Raw genomic sequence first — 17,504 nt, 5'->3', positions numbered from 1 at the left:
CAGGTGCGCCACATTCCTTTGTTCGCCGTTTCTATTCGGAACTTCGGTATAGGCGACGTATTGCCCGGAATAAAAGGGTTGTGGCCTGTCAACTGCGACAATTGCGCGCAGGCGATATATGGAGAGTTTTTTCTTATGCGAACCCGTAGAACTTTAGGTGCACATTCGGCACTGGCATTGTTGAGTCTGGCCATCGGTCACGCCAATGCGGCAACGACCACCCAAGAGCAGTTGGCCGCCAAGGAAGTGCGTGCAGACAAGGCCGCCGAGAAAACCCTGGCCAAGATGACCCAGGAAGAGAAGCTGGCGTACATCGGCGGTATCGGTGGCTGGGACGTCAAGCCGCTGTCCCAGTATGGCGTACCGCAGATCCACGGTGCGGACGGTGGTGCGGGCATTCGCTACACCAGCGAAGGCAACGATCCAGGCGTGGTCTATCCGTCCGGCCCGAACCTTGCGGCCACGTTCAACCCGCGTCGGGCGATCGACTTCGGCCGCGCGCTGGGTTACGACACTGCCACCGGCGGCTATCAGTTCGTGACCGGTCCCGGCATGAACCTGTATCGCATGCCGTGGAGCGGTCGGGCATTCGAGTACCTCTCCGGTGAAGACCCGTTCCTGGGCGCAAGCCTCGGTCCTGCGGTCATCAACGGCATCCAGCAGCGCCGTGTCTGGGCCGAAGCCAAGCACTACGCGGGTAACGATCAGGAAACCAACCGCTTCATCCTCAACCAGGTCATGCCCGAGCGCGTGCTGCGCGAGATGACCCTGCCGCCTTTCGAGTCGGCCACCAAGAACGGCACCGTCGCGATGATGATGTGCTCTTTCCAGAAGGTGAACGGTGAGTACGCCTGCGAGAACAAGCACCTGATCGCCGACATCCTGAAGAAGGAATGGGGCTTCAAAGGGCTGGTGCAGAGCGACTACAACGCCATCGTTCACGGTCTGCCTGCCGCTCAGGCCGGCTCGGATCTGGACATGATGGGCGGCCAGATGAACAGCTCGGTGCTCAAGCCGTACCTGGACAGCGGCGAGCTGGACATGGCGACCATCGATGACAAGGTTCGTCGCATCCTCAAGAACATCTACCTGTACCAGTTCGACAAGTTCGCACCGCTGACCGCGCACAACATGAACAGCGCCACCAGCAACAAGGTCGCGCTGAACATTGCCCGTGAAGGCATCGTGTTGCTGAAAAACCAGAACGATGTCTTGCCGCTGGACAAGTCGAAGGTCAAGCGAATCGCTGTGGTTGGCGATCTGGCCAAGTATGCGCCACCGACCGGTTTCGGCAGTGCCCACGTCGACGCCACCCGCTACGTCAGCGAGCTGAGCGGGCTGCAGCAGATGGCACCGGGTGCCAAGGTCGAGTTCCTCGACGGCCTGTCGCTGGACCCGACCGCGTCGACCTGGACCACCACTGACAGCAAGGGCAACGCCGTTGCCGGTCTGAAGACCGAGTTCTTCACCAACGCCAACTGGTCCGGTGATCCATCGGCCACGCGCATCGACACCCATGTCGACATGGACTGGTCCACGGACGATCTGCCAAGCAACGGCGACACGGCCAATACGTCGATCCGCTGGAGCGGTCAGATGACGCCGGTCACCAGTGGCGAGCAGGTGTTCAAAGTGCGTGCCGACGGTGCGGTGCGCCTGTGGGTCAACGGTGAGAAGATCATCGACAACGGCGATGGCGAGAACATCACCAACAAGAGCATCCCACCGACCATTCCGGTCTCCGGCAAGATCAAGCTGGAAGCCGGCAAGGCCTACGACGTGAAGCTTGAGTACTCGCGCCGTGACGGTTACCTGTCCACCATGGGCGGCCTGGTCGGCGTGCAGATGGCCTGGGCATCCCTGACCGCGCCGCAGGACCTGTCCAAGTACGACGCCGTGGTCGTGGCAGTGGGCAACAGCAACGAATACGAAGGCGAGGGTTTCGACCACAGCTTCGATTTGCCTGAGTACCAGAACGAGCTCATCCAGAACATCGCCAAAGCCAATCCGAACACCATCGTCACGATGCATGGCGGAACCGGCTTGAAGATGAGCGACTGGATCGATCAGGTTCCGGCTGCGCTGCACGCCTTCTACCCGGGCCAGAACGGTGGTCAGGCGCTGGCCGAGATCCTGTTCGGCAAGGTCAACCCGTCGGGCAAGTTGCCGATCAGTATCGAGCGCAATATCGAAGACAACCCGCTTTACGCGGATTTCCCGCACTTCGATAACACCCGCACGCTCAAGGAAATCAGCTACAAGAATGACCTGGCGATGCTCGGCTATCGCGGTTACGACAAGACCGGCACCAAGCCGCTGTTCGCCTTCGGTCATGGCCTGTCGTACACGCAGTTCAGCTACAACAATATCTCGGTGACGCCGGGCGTTGCCGTGGGCAACACGCCGATCAAGGTTTCCTTTGACCTGACCAACAGCGGCAAGCGTGCCGGTTCCGAAGTGGCTGAGCTGTACGTGGGTCAGCAGAACCCGAAAGTGGAGCGCGCGGTCAAGGAGCTCAAGGGCTACAAGAAGGTCTTCCTGCAACCGGGTGAAACCCGTCACGTGACCATCGAGCTCAACGACCGCTCGCTGGCTTACTACGACGACACCAGCAAGCAGTGGGTGGTCGATGCCGACACCTTCAACATTGCCGTGGGCGCCGCCTCCGATGACATCCGTCTCAACGCCAAACTGGTCAACTCGTTCCGCCAGGAGCTGTCGACCACCACCAGCAACCCGCTGCCGCGTTCGGCGCTGAACTCGGTGAAGGTCACGCTGCCTGCCGTGAAGACCGGTGGTGTCTTCGATCAGGATGAAAGTGTCGACGACAGTAACGGCAACGCCGATTACGACGGCAACACCGAGTACTGATAAAAGGGCGCGGGGCCGGGGCTGACCCTCGAGGTCAATGTCCGGTCCTGTCGCCATCGGAAGTCGGGGTGATCGCTTCGCAACGCAGGTTGCAAGGCATCACCCCGATCTTTTACGCCTGAATGTCGCGCTTGACCTGTGCCATGTAGCTTTCGAAGTTCTTCACCAGATCGACCTTGTCCGGAAAGCGCAGCCATTGCAGTTGCAAGCCGTCCATCATCGCCAGCACTTGCTGGATCACCCCGTCCAGATCCACATCCCCACGCACTTCACCGGCCGCCACGAGGTAATCCAGGCGAGCACGCATGCGTCCGTGAATCATCTGATAACGCGACTGAAACCATTCCCAGGCCGGGTGGCTGTCCACCAGGCTTTCGGCATTGAGGATGCTGAACGCCCGGATGACGCCCGGTGCCGTGGCGTTAGAGCGGTTTATCTGCTGCAGCCCTTCAATGAAGCCATCGAGGGTCGGTTCGCTCTGGACCTCGTCGGCCACCTTCTGATTGACCTCATCGCGCCGCGTCAGCACGGCCATCAGCAAGGCGACCTTGTTGGGGAAATGGTGCAGCACGCCCGCCACCGAAATGCCGACGAGGTCGGCGATCCGGGCAATCGACGCGCCAGCGTAGCCCTCCAGCGAATAGAGCCCGAGTGCGGCGTCGAGCACCTCTTCACGGCGTTTCTCGCCCTTGGGCGCGCGCCGCGTGCGGGGAGGGGAGTCTGACGTATGTTCTGGCATATCGACCTTGTTCGTGACGACCGGCAAAGTTCAGGGCACCCACTTTACGTGAGCTTTCCCCTCGGTCGCCAGTGTGGCGTGTCGTCGGCCTTGCGATGCCTGGGTGGCCTGTTCAAAACCGCTGGCACCCTTGAGCCAGCGGACACAAGCCCGTACGGGCATGAGCGCCGTCAAGGCACAAGCCCGGCCTTGCGATAGGTTTCGATGGTGGTGTCGTAGACGCCGATGTCGCCCCGGCCACGGGCGATCAGTTGCGCACCCTCGACGGCGGCGTAAATCGCCAGGGCCTGGAGCGCCTGCTCCTCACTGTTCAGTTGCGGTCGGCAGATGGCCAGAACCTCGGTGAGCCACTGCACATTGAGCTGAGTGAAACCGTCGACCTCCGTGCGCACCTCAGCGGGCAGGTCGTCATATTCGGCGGCCATGATGCCGCACAGGCACATGCGGTTATCGTCCACCAATGCCATGCGAAAGACATCGGTGTAGCCCTTGATCCACACCGCCGTATCATCCGTATTGCCGCGCAGCGCCTGCAGATAGGCGCGACCGTCTTCGGTGTAACGCTTGGCCAGCGCCGCGCCCAGATCCCCTTTTGTGGGAAAGTGATAGTGGATGCTCGCGCTTTTTATGCCCACTTCCTTCGCCAGCTCCCTGAAGCTCAGCCCGTTGTATCCACGGGTCTGCACCATCTTGCGAGCGGCCGACATGATGACTTCGCGTGTGTCCATGAAATTTACCTCTCTATCGATAGATAGACGTTGACAGCCTGAAAATCTGTCGCCATTGTATATCTACCAGTAGATAGATAGCTATGGAGCACGCATGAAAGTTTTCGATATACCCGGTTTCCCCAACCCGCTGCGCATTCGAATTGTCCTCGCGGAGAAGGGCCTGGCGTCCAGCGTCGAGTTCATCAAAGTCGACCTGCCAGCCGCCGAGCACAAGCAGCCAGCCTTTCTGGAGATCAATCCGCTGGGTACCGTGCCGGTGTTGCAGCTGGACGATGGCACTTACCTCTCCGAATGCACGGCCATCACCGAGTACCTGGACCATCTGGACGGCAATCCAGTGCTCACCGGTAAGACGGCCAAAGAGAAAGGCGTCATCCATATGATGCAAAAGCGCGCCGAATCCGAGCTATCGGATCCCGTGGGTTTTTACTTCCACCACGCGACACCAGGTCTGGGCGCCGCCCTGCAACCCTACAAGAGCCCGGACTGGGAAGGTCGCGTCGAGTGGGGCAATCGTCAGCGGGACAAGGCGCTGGCGGGCATGCAGTACTTTGATCAGGTCTTGCGCACTCAGCCGTACATCGCCGGTGAGCAGTTCTCGATGGCCGACATTACTGTCTTCGCAGGGCTGATTTTCGCTGGTTTCGCCAGCATCCAGATCCCCGAAAACTGCACCGCGCTCGCCGCCTGGCAAGCCAAGGTGCAAGAACGTCCCAGCGTGAAAAACCCGGCTTGACGCCGTGCCCCGGTCGACGAGATCGGGGCGATCTTTCCTTCCATCCGTTCTGATTCTCAGGTGTTTTCAAATGACCGTGTTCAATCCTCGTTGGGCGCTGCGCCAGACTGTGGCCGTCGCCCTGATGGCGGCTGCGTGCTCGATCCTCTCCGCCAACGCCACGCCTGCGCCAGCGCAACCCAAGGCCGCCCATGGGTACACCCATCAGACCGCGCCCACTCGGTTCGTCGATGTCGATGGCGCTCACCTGGCCTATCGCCGGTTTGGCAAAGCAGGCGGGGTGCCGCTGGTGTTTCTTCAGCATTTCGTGGGCAACCTCGACAGCTGGGACCCTAAAGTCATCGACGGCTTTGCCCGTGATCGCGAGGTCATCCTTTTCGACAACGCAGGCGTCGCCAGTTCGAGCGGTGAAGTGCCGGACAACATCGAGGACATGGCCCGATACGCGGCCGGCCTGCTCAAGGCGCTGGGTGTGAAACAGGCGGACTTGCTGGGCTTTTCGATGGGCAGCCTGATCGCCCAGCAAGTGACGCTGGATCACCCTGATCTGGTGCGTCGTCTGATTCTGGTGGGTTCTTCGCCGCGCGGTGGCGTAGGCATGGCTTCGCTGACCCCGGAATTCCAGGGCTATCTGGCCAAGAAGCGCGAGGTGCCGGACGAGCTGCTGCTGGACGTGTTCTTCACCCAGAGCGCAGAAAGCCAGGCCGCCGGGCGTGAGTTCCTGACCCGTCTCAGGGCGCGCAAAATCAATCGCGATGTCGACGTCAACAGCAAGACCGCACCGGCACAGGCCGCGGCCATCGCCGGCTGGGGCAAACCTGCCGACAACGCCAACGACTACCTGAAAAACATCAGGCAGCCGACGCTGGTGGTGTCCGGCAGCAACGACATCGTCTTTTACACAGCCAACGACGTGACGCTGCAGCAGCACCTGCCAAACGCGCAACTGGTCATTTATCCCGACTCCAACCACGGTGCGATTTACCAGTACCCCGAGCTGTTTGTGAAACATGCCTCGCTGTTCCTCAACGGGACCCGGTAAGTCTTCATCGCGCTGCCGATCCGCTCGGCAGCGCTCTATTGTCGCGATCATTGCCTGAGGAAACGCACTCATGAAAGCGATCCAGTTCAGCGCCTTCGGCGGCCCTGAAGTGCTCGAATACTTCGATCTGCCGACGCCTGCGCCGGGAGTGGGCGAAGTCTTGATCGATACGTCAGCGGTTGGCGTGAACTTCCCTGATATCCGTGAGCGGATGGGGGTCTATAACCGTTCGGAGACACGGGTGGGTGGCGTGACGCTGCCCCATGTCCCGGGCCTGCAAGTCGTCGGCCGGGTGTCGCGGCTGGGGGAGGGCGTCGAGCCCACGCTACTGGGCAGTAAAGTCATGGCGCTGATGCCCGGAGGGGCATACGCGCAGCAGGTCGTTGCCCGTGCCGATCTGCTGGTGACGCTGGACGAATCGGCCAACGATGTCGCCATGGCCGCGCTGCCGTGCCAAGGCGTGACGGCGTACCTGGCCCTCAACGTCTGCGGTCGGTTGGCGGCAGGCGAGAGCGTCTTGATCCAGGGCGCCGCAGGCGAGGTCGGCAGCCTTGCGGTGCAAATCGCCAGGGCGATGGGCGCGCAGACGGTGATCGGCACCGCCAGTACCGAAAGTCGTCGTGCATTCGTGCGCAGCCTGGGCGCGGACCATGCCATCAGCTACGACACGCCGCAGTGGCCCGAGCACGTCCGGGCCCTGACGCAGGGACGCGGAGTGGACGTCATTCTCGAGACCATCGGCGCTGAGGTGTTCGATCAGAACTTCGAGTGCCTGGCCATGCTCGGGCGTTGCGTGGTGGTGGGTTCGACGCGCGGCCCCGGCGAGGCGTTCGTGCCGCGCAGACTGATGGCCAATGCGCAGACGCTGGCAGGGGTTTACCTGCCGACGTTCTTTCAGCGCCCGGCACTGATTCGCCAGGCGCTGCGTTTTCTTGCGGACGGCGTGAACGTCGGCACACTCAAGCCTGTGATCGGCGCCGTGCTGCCATTGAGCAACACCGCCCATGCCCACGCATTACTGGAACGTCGTGAAGTGCAGGGCGTCATCGTGCTCGATCCGGGGCGTTGACGACAGGTTTACCTCGGGCCGCGAGGCCCGGTTGCCCAACAGGGTATCAGCGACGGGAATGAGCCAATGCGCGTCATTTAACACTCAGCTTCCCGGTCACGGTTGACACCTGTGCATATACACATATGATGGGCGTCATCAAATATTCCAAGCGCCGACCTCACGGATTGGCGCCTGCTTTTGAGTCATATTGTGTAATTGCACATCAAAATATCGTCCATGAAATCGAGGAGTTAACCGTGAAGCCATTTCCTGATATCCCATCCCTGGGCAACGTCGATCCGGCTGATCGCATCAGCGCGATCGACTTTGTGAACCGGCTTAACTGGTGGTTCGAAACCTGGGACGTGGAGTCGATGCTCAATGCTTTTTTACCCGACGCAGTCGCCTACCACTTTCATGGCACCCTCAACGGTCGCGGTGAGATGCGCCAGTTTTTCGAGCGCGACTATCCCTACCTGATTCCGGGCGTCAGCCGACACGCCACCAACCACATCGTCGACGCCGACGAGGACGGCGTGGTGGTGCGTTATCAGAATCTGTTGGTGCGCTACGCATCGCCGGAGTCGGCGGCCGCGCTGGGCGATGGCCAAGCCATCAAAAGCCCTGATGGTCTGCCCGCCATCTGGTTGTATTCGCCGATGATGGATCGGCTGCGTCGGACGGAAGACGGCTGGAAAGTCTTCGAGCGGTACATCGGCGGGTCAACCATCAACCCCCGACTGGACCCGCCGACCACCGACCCGGCCGAACTGGCTCCGTACATGCCTAAACTCAAAAATGCCTGAGGCGTGACGGCATGATCACTCAAGTTGGCTCAGGTAATTGAAGAGGTTGGCGGCTTCCGGTGACAGCCGCTGTGGGTCGGCGACCCCAACGAACAGGGTACGCGTCGCCCAGTCGCCTTCAATGGGGATCGCGCGTAATTTGCTCACCAGCAATTCAGGGTGCACCGATCCCAGCGGCAGGATGCCGATGCCAAGTCCGGCGTTGATCATCCTGCAGATGCCGTCGAAGCTGCTGACCTGGATGCGCACTTTCAGGATCTTCCCGGTGCCGGCGGCCGCGTCGCTGATCCTTCGCAGCAGTGAGCTGCCCTGGTTCAACGCGACGTAGTCGAAGTCGAGCGTGTCGGCCAGCGTCACGGTTTCGCGCAATGCCAGCGGGTGATCCTGGGGTGCCAGCACCACCAGCCTGTCGCGTCTGAACGGCCGTTTTTGCAGCCGGGGTGCGGGGACGTTGTCGGCAAAAATGCCGATGTCCGCACGGCCGTCTTCCACAGCCTGGATGGTCATGTCGCTGAGGGCTTCTTCGAGGCCGATGCGCACGTGAGGGTTTGCGGTCAGGAAAGTCGCGAGATCGTCGGGGAGAAACTGGATGATCGCCGAGGTGTTGGCGAACAGCCTCACGTGACCCCGCACGCCGCTCGCGTAATCACTGGCGTCATGGGCCATGCGTTGAGCGCCTTCGAGGATATGCCGGGCGTGTTCGGCCAGGCCTCTGCCGGCCGGTGTCAGCTGCAGACCACGGGCCAGCCGGACGAATAACGTGCAGTCGGTCACGCGCTCCATTTCGGCCAGGCGCTTGCTTGCGGCGGAGACGGTCATGTGCGCGGATTCGGCAGCCTTGGTCAGGTTTTCACTGTCGGCGGTGAGCACCAGCAGGCGCAGTGAAATCAGATCCAGCTGAAGCAGGTTAAGCATGTCTTATTCCTACTGTTTCCATTCAGGAAAGAGTAGTGGAAAACTTTGAAATTCTCATCCGTTCGTTTTGGAGGGACTATCCACCCATCGCCTCCAACAAGAACGGAAAACGTCATGAGCCTACCGCTGGAAGGTATCAAGGTGGTTGAAATGGGTCAGCTGATCGCTGGGCCGTTCGCCGCCAAAATGCTTGCCGAATTCGGCGCCGAAGTGATCAAGATCGAACCGCCTGTCACTGGCGATCCCCTGCGCAAATGGCGCCTGCTTCACGACGGAACCTCCGTCTGGTGGGCCGCTCAGTCTCGGAACAAACAGTCGCTCACGCTGGACCTTCGTCAGGCTGAAGCCCATGACGTGGTCAAGCGGCTGATCAAAGATGCCGACATTCTGATTGAGAATTTCCGCCCGGGCACCCTTGAGAAGTGGGGGTTGGGCTGGGAAGAACTGTCGGCGATCAACCCCGGTCTGGTCATGCTCCGGGTGTCCGGTTACGGCCAGTCCGGCCCTTATCGCGACCTGCCGGGCTTCGGTGTGATCGGCGAGGCCATGGGCGGGCTGCGGCATCTGTCCGGTGAGCCTGGCCGCACACCGGTCAGGGTCGGCGTCTCCATCGGCGATTCACTTTCCGCACTGCACGGTGTGATTGGCGTGCTGCTTGCCCTGCGTCATAAAGAGCAGAACGGTGGCGCCGGACAGCAGGTCGACGTCGCGCTTTATGAGTCGGTCTTCAACATGATGGAAAGCCTGATTCCGGAGTATTCGGTCTTCGGCACGGTCCGCGAACCTGCTGGCAGCAGCCTTCCCGGGATCGCACCCACCAACGCCTACCGTTGCCGGGATGGAAAGTACGCCCTGATCGCAGGCAACGGCGACAGCATTTATCGCCGGCTCATGGAACAGATCGACCGGATGGATCTGGCCAATGACCCGGAGCTTGCACAGAACGACGGTCGTGTCCGTCACGTCGCCAGAATCGACGCGGCGATCTCCACGTGGACGGCCGAGCGCTCGCTCGACGAGGTACTGGCCGCATTGAAGGCCGCCAACATTCCCTCCGGGAAGATCTACGACGCCTCCGACATCGCTGCAGACCCGCATTACCAGGCGCGCGACATGCTGCTTCCCGGCACGCTCGACGACGGTACGGCCGTCACGCTGCCCGGCATTGTGCCCAAGCTCCTGGCCACGCCCGGCCGGGTTCAATCCCGCGCGCCGACGCTGGGCCAGCACACCGATTCAATCCTTCAACGGCTCGGCATCGACGCGAGCACTCGCGAGTCGTGGCGCAGCCGCGGCCTGATCTGATAACGGAGTAGCCTGAATGAAACGCTTGTTCATGCAGGAAGTCGCAACCCGTGACGGCTTCCAGAACGAAAAGACCTTCATCGAAACCGAGCAGAAGATCGCTCTGATCAACGAGTTGAGCCAGTGTGGTTACGCCAAGATCGAAGTGACTTCGTTTACCTCACCCAAGGCGATCCCGGCGTTGCGCGACGCCGAGGCCGTGATGGCCGGCATCACGCGTCAGCCAGGGGTCGAATACACCGTTCTGGTGCCTAACGTCCGCGGGGCTGAACGTGCGCTGGGCTGCGGCATCGACGAGGCCAACCTGGTGATGTCCGTCAGCGAGCCGCACAACCGTTCGAACCTGCGCATGACCCGAGAGCAATCGTTCGCTCAGCTCAAGGATGTCGTAAGGGTGATCGGCAACGGTCCGGTGGCGGTCAACGTGTCGCTGTCGACCGTGTTCGGCTGCCCGATGCAGGGCGACGTCCCCGACAGCGACGTGCTGGGTTGGGTGGAGCGTTTTGCCGAACTCGGCGTGCGCGGCATCACCCTGTGCGACACCACCGGCATGGCATACCCGACGCAGGTCGAGTCGTTGTCCCGTGCCGTTCGCGAGCGCTTTCCGCAGCTGCAACTGACCCTGCACTTCCACAACACCCGCGGCATGGCACTGGCAAATACCCTGGCCGCCCTGCAGGCGGGTATCGACCGCTTCGACGCTTCCCTCGGTGGCCTGGGCGGGTGCCCTTACGCACCTGGCGCCAGTGGCAACGTGTGCATGGAGGATCTGGTGCACATGCTCGACTTGATGGGGTACGACACCGGCATGAATGTGGATCGCGTTTTAGCGGCGTCGGCGCAGTTGCCGGGCTTGATCGGGCACGACACCCCGAGCCAGATCCTCAAGGCCGGGCGCCGTCTGGATCTGCATCCGATTCCTGAACACGTGCACACGCTGAGCAAGCAGGTCGCCAACCCGGAACTGGAGCGTGCGCAGTGATCGATCATCTTGACCATCTGGTGCTGACCACCCTCGACGCGGACGCCTGCAGGGATTTTTACGTGCGCGTCATGGGCATGCGCGAAGAGACCTTCGGCAACGGCCGCGTCGCATTCGTGTTCGGCAAGCAGAAAATCAATGTGCACGTGCGAGGGCATGAGTTCGAGCCCAAGGCGCACCTGCCGGTGCCCGGCGCGCTGGATTTGTGCTTCATCGCCAGCACGCCGCTTGACCAGGTCGTCGCTCATCTTGAGGCGCAGGCGTGGCCGATCATCGAAGGCCCGGTACAGAGGACGGGCGCCACAGGCCCCATCCGTTCGGTTTATGTGCGTGATCCCGATCTGAACCTGATCGAGATCTCCGAGCCACTCAACCCATAATCACAGTGAGAGGGCAGCCCCGATGAATGTCGTGTTCCTTGATGGCGCGAGCTTGCCAACCCCGATGGAGCGTCCGGCCGAAGCCACAGGCTGGACCGTGCGCGAAAAAACAGCCTTGGATCAGGTCGTCGACGTATTGGCTGATGCTGACGTCGCAATCACCAATAAAGTGCGTATCGGCCGTGAGGCGTTGGAGAAGTTGCCACGTCTGAAGCTGATTTGCGTGGCCGCTACCGGCTACGACTGCGTGGATATCGCAGCCTGTCGGGATCAAGGCGTCACGGTGTGTAACGTCCCGGCCTACAGCGCTGTGAGCGTCGCCGAGTCGGTCATCGGCTCGCTGTTCGCGATGCGCCGCCATCTGTTGGCGTACCGTCAAGCGTCGGCAGCGCAATGGCCCCAGTCCTCTCATTTCTGTGTGCATGGCGCCCCCATTCAGGACCTGCAGGGTTCTACGTTGGGGATCATTGGCCGGGGCGATATCGGCAGCCGTGTTGCGCGCCTCGCCAGAGCGCTGGAGATCAACGTGCTGTTCGCCGAACACCGTGGGGCCGACCGGGTGCGCGTGGGCTACACCGCCTTTGAGGAGGTACTCGCCAAGGCAGACGCCTTGACGCTGCATTGCCCCCTCACACCTCAGACCCGCTATCTGATCGGTTCGGCCGAGATCAGCAAGATGAAACCCGGCGCGCTGCTGATCAATACCGCGCGCGGTCCTTTGGTCGACGAGAACGCCATTCTTTCAGGCCTTGCATCGGGGCAACTGGGAGGCGCTGCGCTGGATGTGCTGTACGCCGAGCCACCGCAGGCCGACCACCCACTGCTGCATTGCGATCATCCGAATCTTCTGGTCACGCCGCATGTGGCGTGGGCCAGTCAGAGCAGCGTGGCGCGCCTCAAAACCGTACTCGCCGCGAACATCAGCGCGTTCGCCGCCAACAAGCCGATCAATGTGGTGAGTTGAGCCCGTCAGCCATTCGTTAAAACAACAACAAGAAGGCAGAGCCATGACAAAAACAATCAGCACTACAGTGGATGAGATAACCGCGGCGGCACCACGCCGCAAACCGTTCTATCACCACCTGTACGTTCAAGTGCTTACGGCGATCATTCTGGGTGTGATCCTGGGCCATTTCAGCCCGGGGCTCGGTGAACAAATGAAGCCGTTGGGCGACACGTTCATCAAACTGATCAAGATGCTCATTGCGCCGATCATTTTCTGCACGGTGGTCAGCGGCATCGCCGGCATGCAGGACCTCAAGCGCATCGGACGGATCGGCTTCAAGTCTCTGGTGTACTTCGAGGTGCTGACCACGATTGCACTGGTGATCGGCCTGATCGGCGTGAACCTGTTCAAACCCGGCGCCGGCATGCATATCGACCCGGCAACGCTGGACCCTTCGGTGATCGCCGGGTATGCCAAGGCCGCCCACGATCAGTCAGTGGTGGGATTCCTCACCCACATCGTGCCAACGACGGTGTTCGGCGCGTTCACCGAAGGTGACATCCTGCAGGTGCTGTTCATCTCGGTGTTGTTCGCTTTTGGCCTGCAGTTGATGGGCGATGTCGGCAAGCCGTTGCTCAACACCATTGACCTGATCGCCAAAGCGTTCTTCCGCATGCTCAAGATCGTCATGTACCTGGCGCCGCTGGGGGCATTCGGCGGCATGGCGTTCACCGTCGGCAAGTACGGTGTGCAGTCACTGGGCGCCTACGTGAACCTGCTGGTGTGCTACTACGTCACAGGTCTGGTGTTCGTCTTCGTGGTGTTGAACATCGTGGCCAGACTCGCCGGCTTCAGCCTGTGGAAGTTTTTGAAGTACATCCGCGAAGAACTGGTGCTGGTCTTGGGGACTTCGTCGTCCGAATCCGCGCTGCCACGCCTGATGGGCAAGCTGGAGAAGCTGGGTTGCGAGAAATCCACGGTCGGCCTGGTCGTGCCATCGGGCTACTGCTTCAACCTGGACGGCAGTTGCATCAACATGACCGTGCTGGCGATCTTCATCGCCCAGGCGCTGGACATCGATGTCTCGCTCTATCACCAGGTAACGTTGCTGCTGATCCTGCTGTTGACCTCCAAAGGCGCAGCCAGCGTGACCGGCGGTGCGTTCATCACGCTGGCTGCGACGCTGGGTTCGATCGACGTGATCCCCGCAGCAGGACTGGTGCTGGTGCTCGGCGTCTATCGCTTCATCTCCGAAGGCGGCGCCTTGATCAACGTCATCGGCAACGGCGTGGCGACCCTGTTCGTCGCCCGCTGGGATGGCGCGCTGGATCGCGAACAACTCAAGCGCGAGTTGGGCGAGTGACGCTGCACCCGTTAAGCTATGCCTCGCGCTCACTGAAGACCCTGCCGTTTACTGACCTGATGATCACCATGTTTGACTGGGATAGCCTGCGTTTTTTCTTCGCCTTCGCTCACGAAGGCTCCCTCGCGGCCGCGGCGCGTTCGCTGGGAGTGGAACACGCCACCGTGGCGCGGCGTATCGCTGCGCTGGAAACCTCGTTGAACATGAAGCTGGTGGATCGTCGAGGCCGTGTCTACCAACTCACCGAGGATGGGATGAGGGTCGCGGAATATGCCGCGCAGATGGAGGCGGCCTCTTTCGCCCTGTTGCGTTTCGCGGACGGTGAGGAGGGGCGTATTGAAGGTGAAGTGACCTTGTCCGCGCCTCCTGCTTATCTCGGGACGCTGGTGGCGCGGCGCCTGGGTGTGTTGCGAGAACGCCATCCCGGGTTGCAGCTGCGCCTGGTCGGTGCCAAGTCCACCGCATCCCTGGCCCGCAAGGAAACCGATATTTCCATCATGTTCAGCAGACCGGAAGAGCAGAGCGTAGTCGCCAAGAGTTTGGGCTCGCTGCGTTTTCATGCATACGCCAGCAAGGAATACCTGGAGCGACGCGACCCTGCGGCGTTCGAGTTCATCGGTTATGACCGCAGCATGGAGGATTCGCCTCAGCAGCAGTGGCTGCTCGAGCGCCTGCACGGCAGGGCGCTTGGCGTCACCAGTAACGACCTGCGGATACAGGCACTGGCAGCCGTCGGCCATGCCGGCATCGTGTTTCTGCCGGAGTTTCTCGGCAAGGAATATGGACTGACCCAGGCAGACGTCGACACCGACACCGTGCCGCTTGAACTGCCGCTCTGGCTCGCGTTTCACGAGGATCTGCGCAGCGCAGCGAAAATCCGCGCCGTCCTGGATTTCCTGATGGAAGGCATCGCGCAGACCCAAGGGCTGTGAATTTTTTCACACCTCATATGTACATTTAGGAAATAGGCCGCCACCGGGCAGCTCTCTACCCTAGTCAGCATTCTGACATTCAGGTGATGAGAGGCTTTTCGCAATGAGCGGTACCCAACCTTTGCACGGCTCGCTGGCCGTGTTTCGTACGGCATGGATCGTGGTCGCGATTTTCATGCTGTCCAATGCGGCGACGCCGCTCTACAGCGCCTGGCAAGACGCCCTCGGGTTTTCGTCGGGCGTGGTGACCGTCATCTTCGCCTGCTACATCGTCGGCTTGTTGCTCACGCTCACCGTGGCGGGGCAGTTGTCGGATCATTACGGCCGCAAGGCGCTGCTGTTGCCGTGCGTGGTGCTTGCGATCATCGCGGCGTGCCTGTTCGATCAGGCGGGCAGCATCGGCGTCCTGATGTTCGCGCGCTTTCTGACAGGGGTTGCGGTGGGCCTGGTGGTCACGGGCGGGATGGCCAACGTTGTCGAGCACGCTGCGCCCCATCGCAAGCCGTTCGCCTCGCTCATCGCCTCCCTGGCGATGGTCGCCGGCGCTGGCAGCGGCCCTTTGCTGGCCGGGGTGATCGCGCAGTATTGTGCAGACGCCATCCACACCGTCTTCCGTATTGAAATCGTCATTCTGTGCATCGCGCTGCTGGCGTTGCTCAATCAGAAGAACCTCAAGCTTGGCACCGGAGCTTTCAAGGCGCGCCTGCCCAAGGTGCAGAATCAGCACCTTGGTGTGGTGTTGCGGGGGATCGCGTTTTTCGGTCCCGGCATCACCTCCACGCCCTTCGTCCTCTCGCTCGGTCCCAAGCTGATCGGCACGTTCATGGGGGTGAACAGTCCGCTGGCCACAGGCTCCATGGCGTTCGCGATGTTCTTCATGGCGGTGGTCGTGCAGCTGATCGCCAAGCGGTTCAGCAGTCGCGCGGTGTTCTCGCTCAGCGGGGTCGCGACTCTCTCATCGATGGGGGTGCTATGGATCGCGCTGCAGACCCACTCCGTCACCTGGCTGGTCGTGTCAGCGTTGCTGGCCGGTGCCGGGCAGGGTGTCGGGCAATTGGGCGGGCTGACCCTGATCGCGCAGAACGTTCCTGCACAGCGCAGAGCCGAAGCCAATGCGATCTTCAACATGGGCGGTTATGTGCCGGCCGGTGCGATCCCGGTACTGACCGGTTACCTGATCGACTTCTTCGGCCTGGGTGTGGGGATCACCAGTCTCGCGCTGATCATCGCCAGCCTCGCCGGCGCGGCGCTGCTGATGCTCTGGAGACGGCCACCGCATCAGGTAAACGGCGCTGAAGTAGCGCGTCGGGATGGGATCGCTCGGTAATCCTGCGTCCGCCAGCCAATATCGTTTTCACGCCGGCAGCGCCACTTTTGCCTGCGGAGGTTGATCGAAACCGGTTTTGCCGCTCAACTAACGGTTTTTGCACGGAGCACCGGCAGTGACAGAGCACTTCCACAGCGTCGTTCTTGGCCTGGGCGCCATGGGCGCGGCCACGGTTTACCAATTGTCCCGATCGGGCGTCAGGGTCGCCGGAATAGACCGGTTTTCGCCGCCGCATGATCAGGGTTCCAGCCATGGCGACACGCGCATCACCCGGTTGTCGGTGGGAGAGGGCGCTCAATACGTGCCCATCGTGCGCAATGCTCATCGCATCTGGCGCGAGCTTGAGGCGTTGTCAGGGGCGTCGCTGTTCGAGCAGACCGGGTTGCTGGTGCTGACATCCCGCCCGGATTTCAACCCTGACGACAGAGACGATTTCACGCTGCGCACCATCGATCTGGCGGTCAGATACGGCATTGACCATGAGGTACTGGGCGCTGACGAGATCCGCGCACGCTTTCCTCAGTTCGCCGATGTGCTGGACAGTGCCGTGGGGTATTTCGAGCCTGGAGGCGGGTTCGTCCGTCCGGAGCGCTGCATCGACGTTCAGCTCAAGCTGGCTCAGGGCAACGGCGCCACACTGTTCAGAGGTGAAACGGTCACCGGCATCGCTGCGCAGGACAATGGTGTCGTCATCACTACCGACAAACGGACGCTTCACGCCGACAAGTTGGTGATCACTGCCGGAAACTGGACGGGCGATCTGCTGGGAGAGCCGTTCGGCAAATGGCTGAAAGTTTACCCCCAGCGATTGTTCTGGTTCGCCCTGAACGACGCCCGCCTGGTGGGGCGCTCGCCAACGTTCATCTTCACCCACGGCGAAGGCGACGACGGGGTCAATTACGGGTTTCCCGCGATCGAGGGTGAGGGCAGCCTGAAAATTGCCACCGCGCAGTACCGAACCAGCTCGACGCCGGCGGCCATGGACAGGACCGTCTCGGCAGCGCAGGGCCAGCAGATGTTCGAGGAACAGGTGCAAGGTCGCATCGCCGGGGTGTCTTCGACGGTAGTGAAATCGGCCGTCTGTGCCTACACCGTCAGCCCGGATCGGCACTTCATCATCGATGAGCATCCCGCCTTGCCGAACACGCTGGTGGTGTCGGCCTGTTCGGGTCACGGATTCAAACATTCCGCAGCTTTGGGAGAGGCGTTTGCGCAGTGGTGCCTGCATGGGAAATCCGAACTCGACCTGTCCTCGTTTTCGCTGGCGCGGCTCAAGGAAAGCACGTTGACTTGATAACCGTGCGTTATCAATCAATGGAAATATCTCATTATTATTCATCTTTCGGTTGCCAGTACCATCCCGTCGGTGTTTCGAACC

The 17,504-nt window shown here is 61.3% G+C and carries 16 protein-coding genes; 13 read left to right on the top strand and 3 right to left on the bottom strand.

Translation table 11 applies throughout. The features are described from left to right. The first annotated feature begins 135 nt into the window (after positions 1-135). Complete coding sequence (locus QRN36_RS09420) at positions 136-2,871, top strand: glycoside hydrolase family 3 protein (protein WP_285423823.1); 2,736 nt, start codon at positions 136-138, stop codon at positions 2,869-2,871. A gap of 112 nt (positions 2,872-2,983) precedes the next feature. On the opposite strand, the gene QRN36_RS09415 is transcribed toward QRN36_RS09420, so the two are convergent. Next, positions 2,984-3,610, bottom strand: coding sequence for a TetR/AcrR family transcriptional regulator (locus QRN36_RS09415; protein WP_285423822.1), 627 nt, complete (start codon positions 3,608-3,610; stop codon positions 2,984-2,986). Positions 3,611-3,780: 170 nt separating this feature from the next. After that, on the bottom strand, positions 3,781-4,338 hold the full coding sequence (locus QRN36_RS09410; RefSeq protein ID WP_285423821.1) for a TetR/AcrR family transcriptional regulator: 558 nt from the start codon (positions 4,336-4,338) through the stop codon (positions 3,781-3,783). A gap of 94 nt (positions 4,339-4,432) precedes the next feature. Between QRN36_RS09410 and QRN36_RS09405 the strand changes: the two genes are divergently transcribed. The 4 genes from QRN36_RS09405 to QRN36_RS09390 all read left to right on the top strand — a co-directional run bounded on the left by QRN36_RS09405 (position 4,433) and on the right by QRN36_RS09390 (position 7,976). Continuing rightward, positions 4,433-5,077, top strand: a complete 645-nt coding sequence (locus QRN36_RS09405; protein WP_285423820.1) for a glutathione S-transferase — start codon at positions 4,433-4,435, stop codon at positions 5,075-5,077. A 70-nt stretch (positions 5,078-5,147) separates the two neighbouring features. Next, on the top strand, positions 5,148-6,119 hold the full coding sequence (locus QRN36_RS09400; RefSeq protein WP_285423819.1) for an alpha/beta fold hydrolase: 972 nt from the start codon (positions 5,148-5,150) through the stop codon (positions 6,117-6,119). 70 nt (positions 6,120-6,189) lie between these two features. Continuing rightward, the gene (locus tag QRN36_RS09395) at positions 6,190-7,188 is read left to right on the top strand and encodes a zinc-binding dehydrogenase (protein ID WP_285423818.1); all 999 of its coding nucleotides are present in this window, start codon (positions 6,190-6,192) and stop codon (positions 7,186-7,188) included. A gap of 239 nt (positions 7,189-7,427) precedes the next feature. Continuing rightward, the gene (locus tag QRN36_RS09390) at positions 7,428-7,976 is read left to right on the top strand and encodes a nuclear transport factor 2 family protein (protein WP_285423817.1); all 549 of its coding nucleotides are present in this window, start codon (positions 7,428-7,430) and stop codon (positions 7,974-7,976) included. A 15-nt stretch (positions 7,977-7,991) separates the two neighbouring features. On the opposite strand, the gene QRN36_RS09385 is transcribed toward QRN36_RS09390, so the two are convergent. After that, positions 7,992-8,891: a LysR family transcriptional regulator gene (locus QRN36_RS09385; protein WP_285423816.1), complete on the bottom strand. Its 900-nt coding sequence runs from the start codon at positions 8,889-8,891 to the stop codon at positions 7,992-7,994. Between the two features lie 114 nt (positions 8,892-9,005). Here QRN36_RS09385 and QRN36_RS09380 point away from each other — a divergent pair, with 114 nt between their 5' ends. From QRN36_RS09380 to solA, 8 genes are all read left to right on the top strand, one after another. Next, complete coding sequence (locus QRN36_RS09380; RefSeq protein ID WP_285423815.1) at positions 9,006-10,196, top strand: CaiB/BaiF CoA-transferase family protein; 1,191 nt, start codon at positions 9,006-9,008, stop codon at positions 10,194-10,196. Between the two features lie 16 nt (positions 10,197-10,212). Continuing rightward, on the top strand, positions 10,213-11,178 hold the full coding sequence (locus QRN36_RS09375) for a hydroxymethylglutaryl-CoA lyase (RefSeq protein ID WP_285423814.1): 966 nt from the start codon (positions 10,213-10,215) through the stop codon (positions 11,176-11,178). Continuing rightward, positions 11,175-11,558, top strand: coding sequence for a VOC family protein (locus QRN36_RS09370; protein WP_285423813.1), 384 nt, complete (start codon positions 11,175-11,177; stop codon positions 11,556-11,558). The genes QRN36_RS09375 and QRN36_RS09370 overlap by 4 nt, the downstream gene beginning before the upstream one ends. 22 nt (positions 11,559-11,580) lie before the next feature. Beyond that, positions 11,581-12,522: a D-2-hydroxyacid dehydrogenase gene (locus QRN36_RS09365; protein WP_285423812.1), complete on the top strand. Its 942-nt coding sequence runs from the start codon at positions 11,581-11,583 to the stop codon at positions 12,520-12,522. Positions 12,523-12,565: 43 nt separating this feature from the next. Beyond that, entirely contained in the window at positions 12,566-13,867 is a 1,302-nt protein-coding gene (locus tag QRN36_RS09360) for a dicarboxylate/amino acid:cation symporter (RefSeq protein ID WP_285423811.1), read from the top strand. 68 nt (positions 13,868-13,935) lie between these two features. Continuing rightward, positions 13,936-14,799: a LysR family transcriptional regulator gene (locus QRN36_RS09355; RefSeq protein WP_285423810.1), complete on the top strand. Its 864-nt coding sequence runs from the start codon at positions 13,936-13,938 to the stop codon at positions 14,797-14,799. Positions 14,800-14,902: 103 nt separating this feature from the next. Further along, a complete protein-coding gene (locus QRN36_RS09350) occupies positions 14,903-16,126 on the top strand; it encodes an MFS transporter (RefSeq protein WP_285423808.1) in 1,224 nt (407 codons plus the stop codon). Between the two features lie 115 nt (positions 16,127-16,241). Beyond that, positions 16,242-17,420, top strand: coding sequence for an N-methyl-L-tryptophan oxidase (gene solA, locus QRN36_RS09345; protein WP_285423807.1), 1,179 nt, complete (start codon positions 16,242-16,244; stop codon positions 17,418-17,420). Positions 17,421-17,504: the final 84 nt, after the last annotated feature.

Origin of the sequence: Pseudomonas sp. efr-133-TYG-103a, from assembly GCF_030209235.1 — a bacterium.
Taxonomy (GTDB): Bacteria; Pseudomonadota; Gammaproteobacteria; order Pseudomonadales; family Pseudomonadaceae; genus Aquipseudomonas.
Note: the sequence above shows the minus strand (reverse complement) of the source record. Positions and strands in the feature narration are given on the sequence as shown.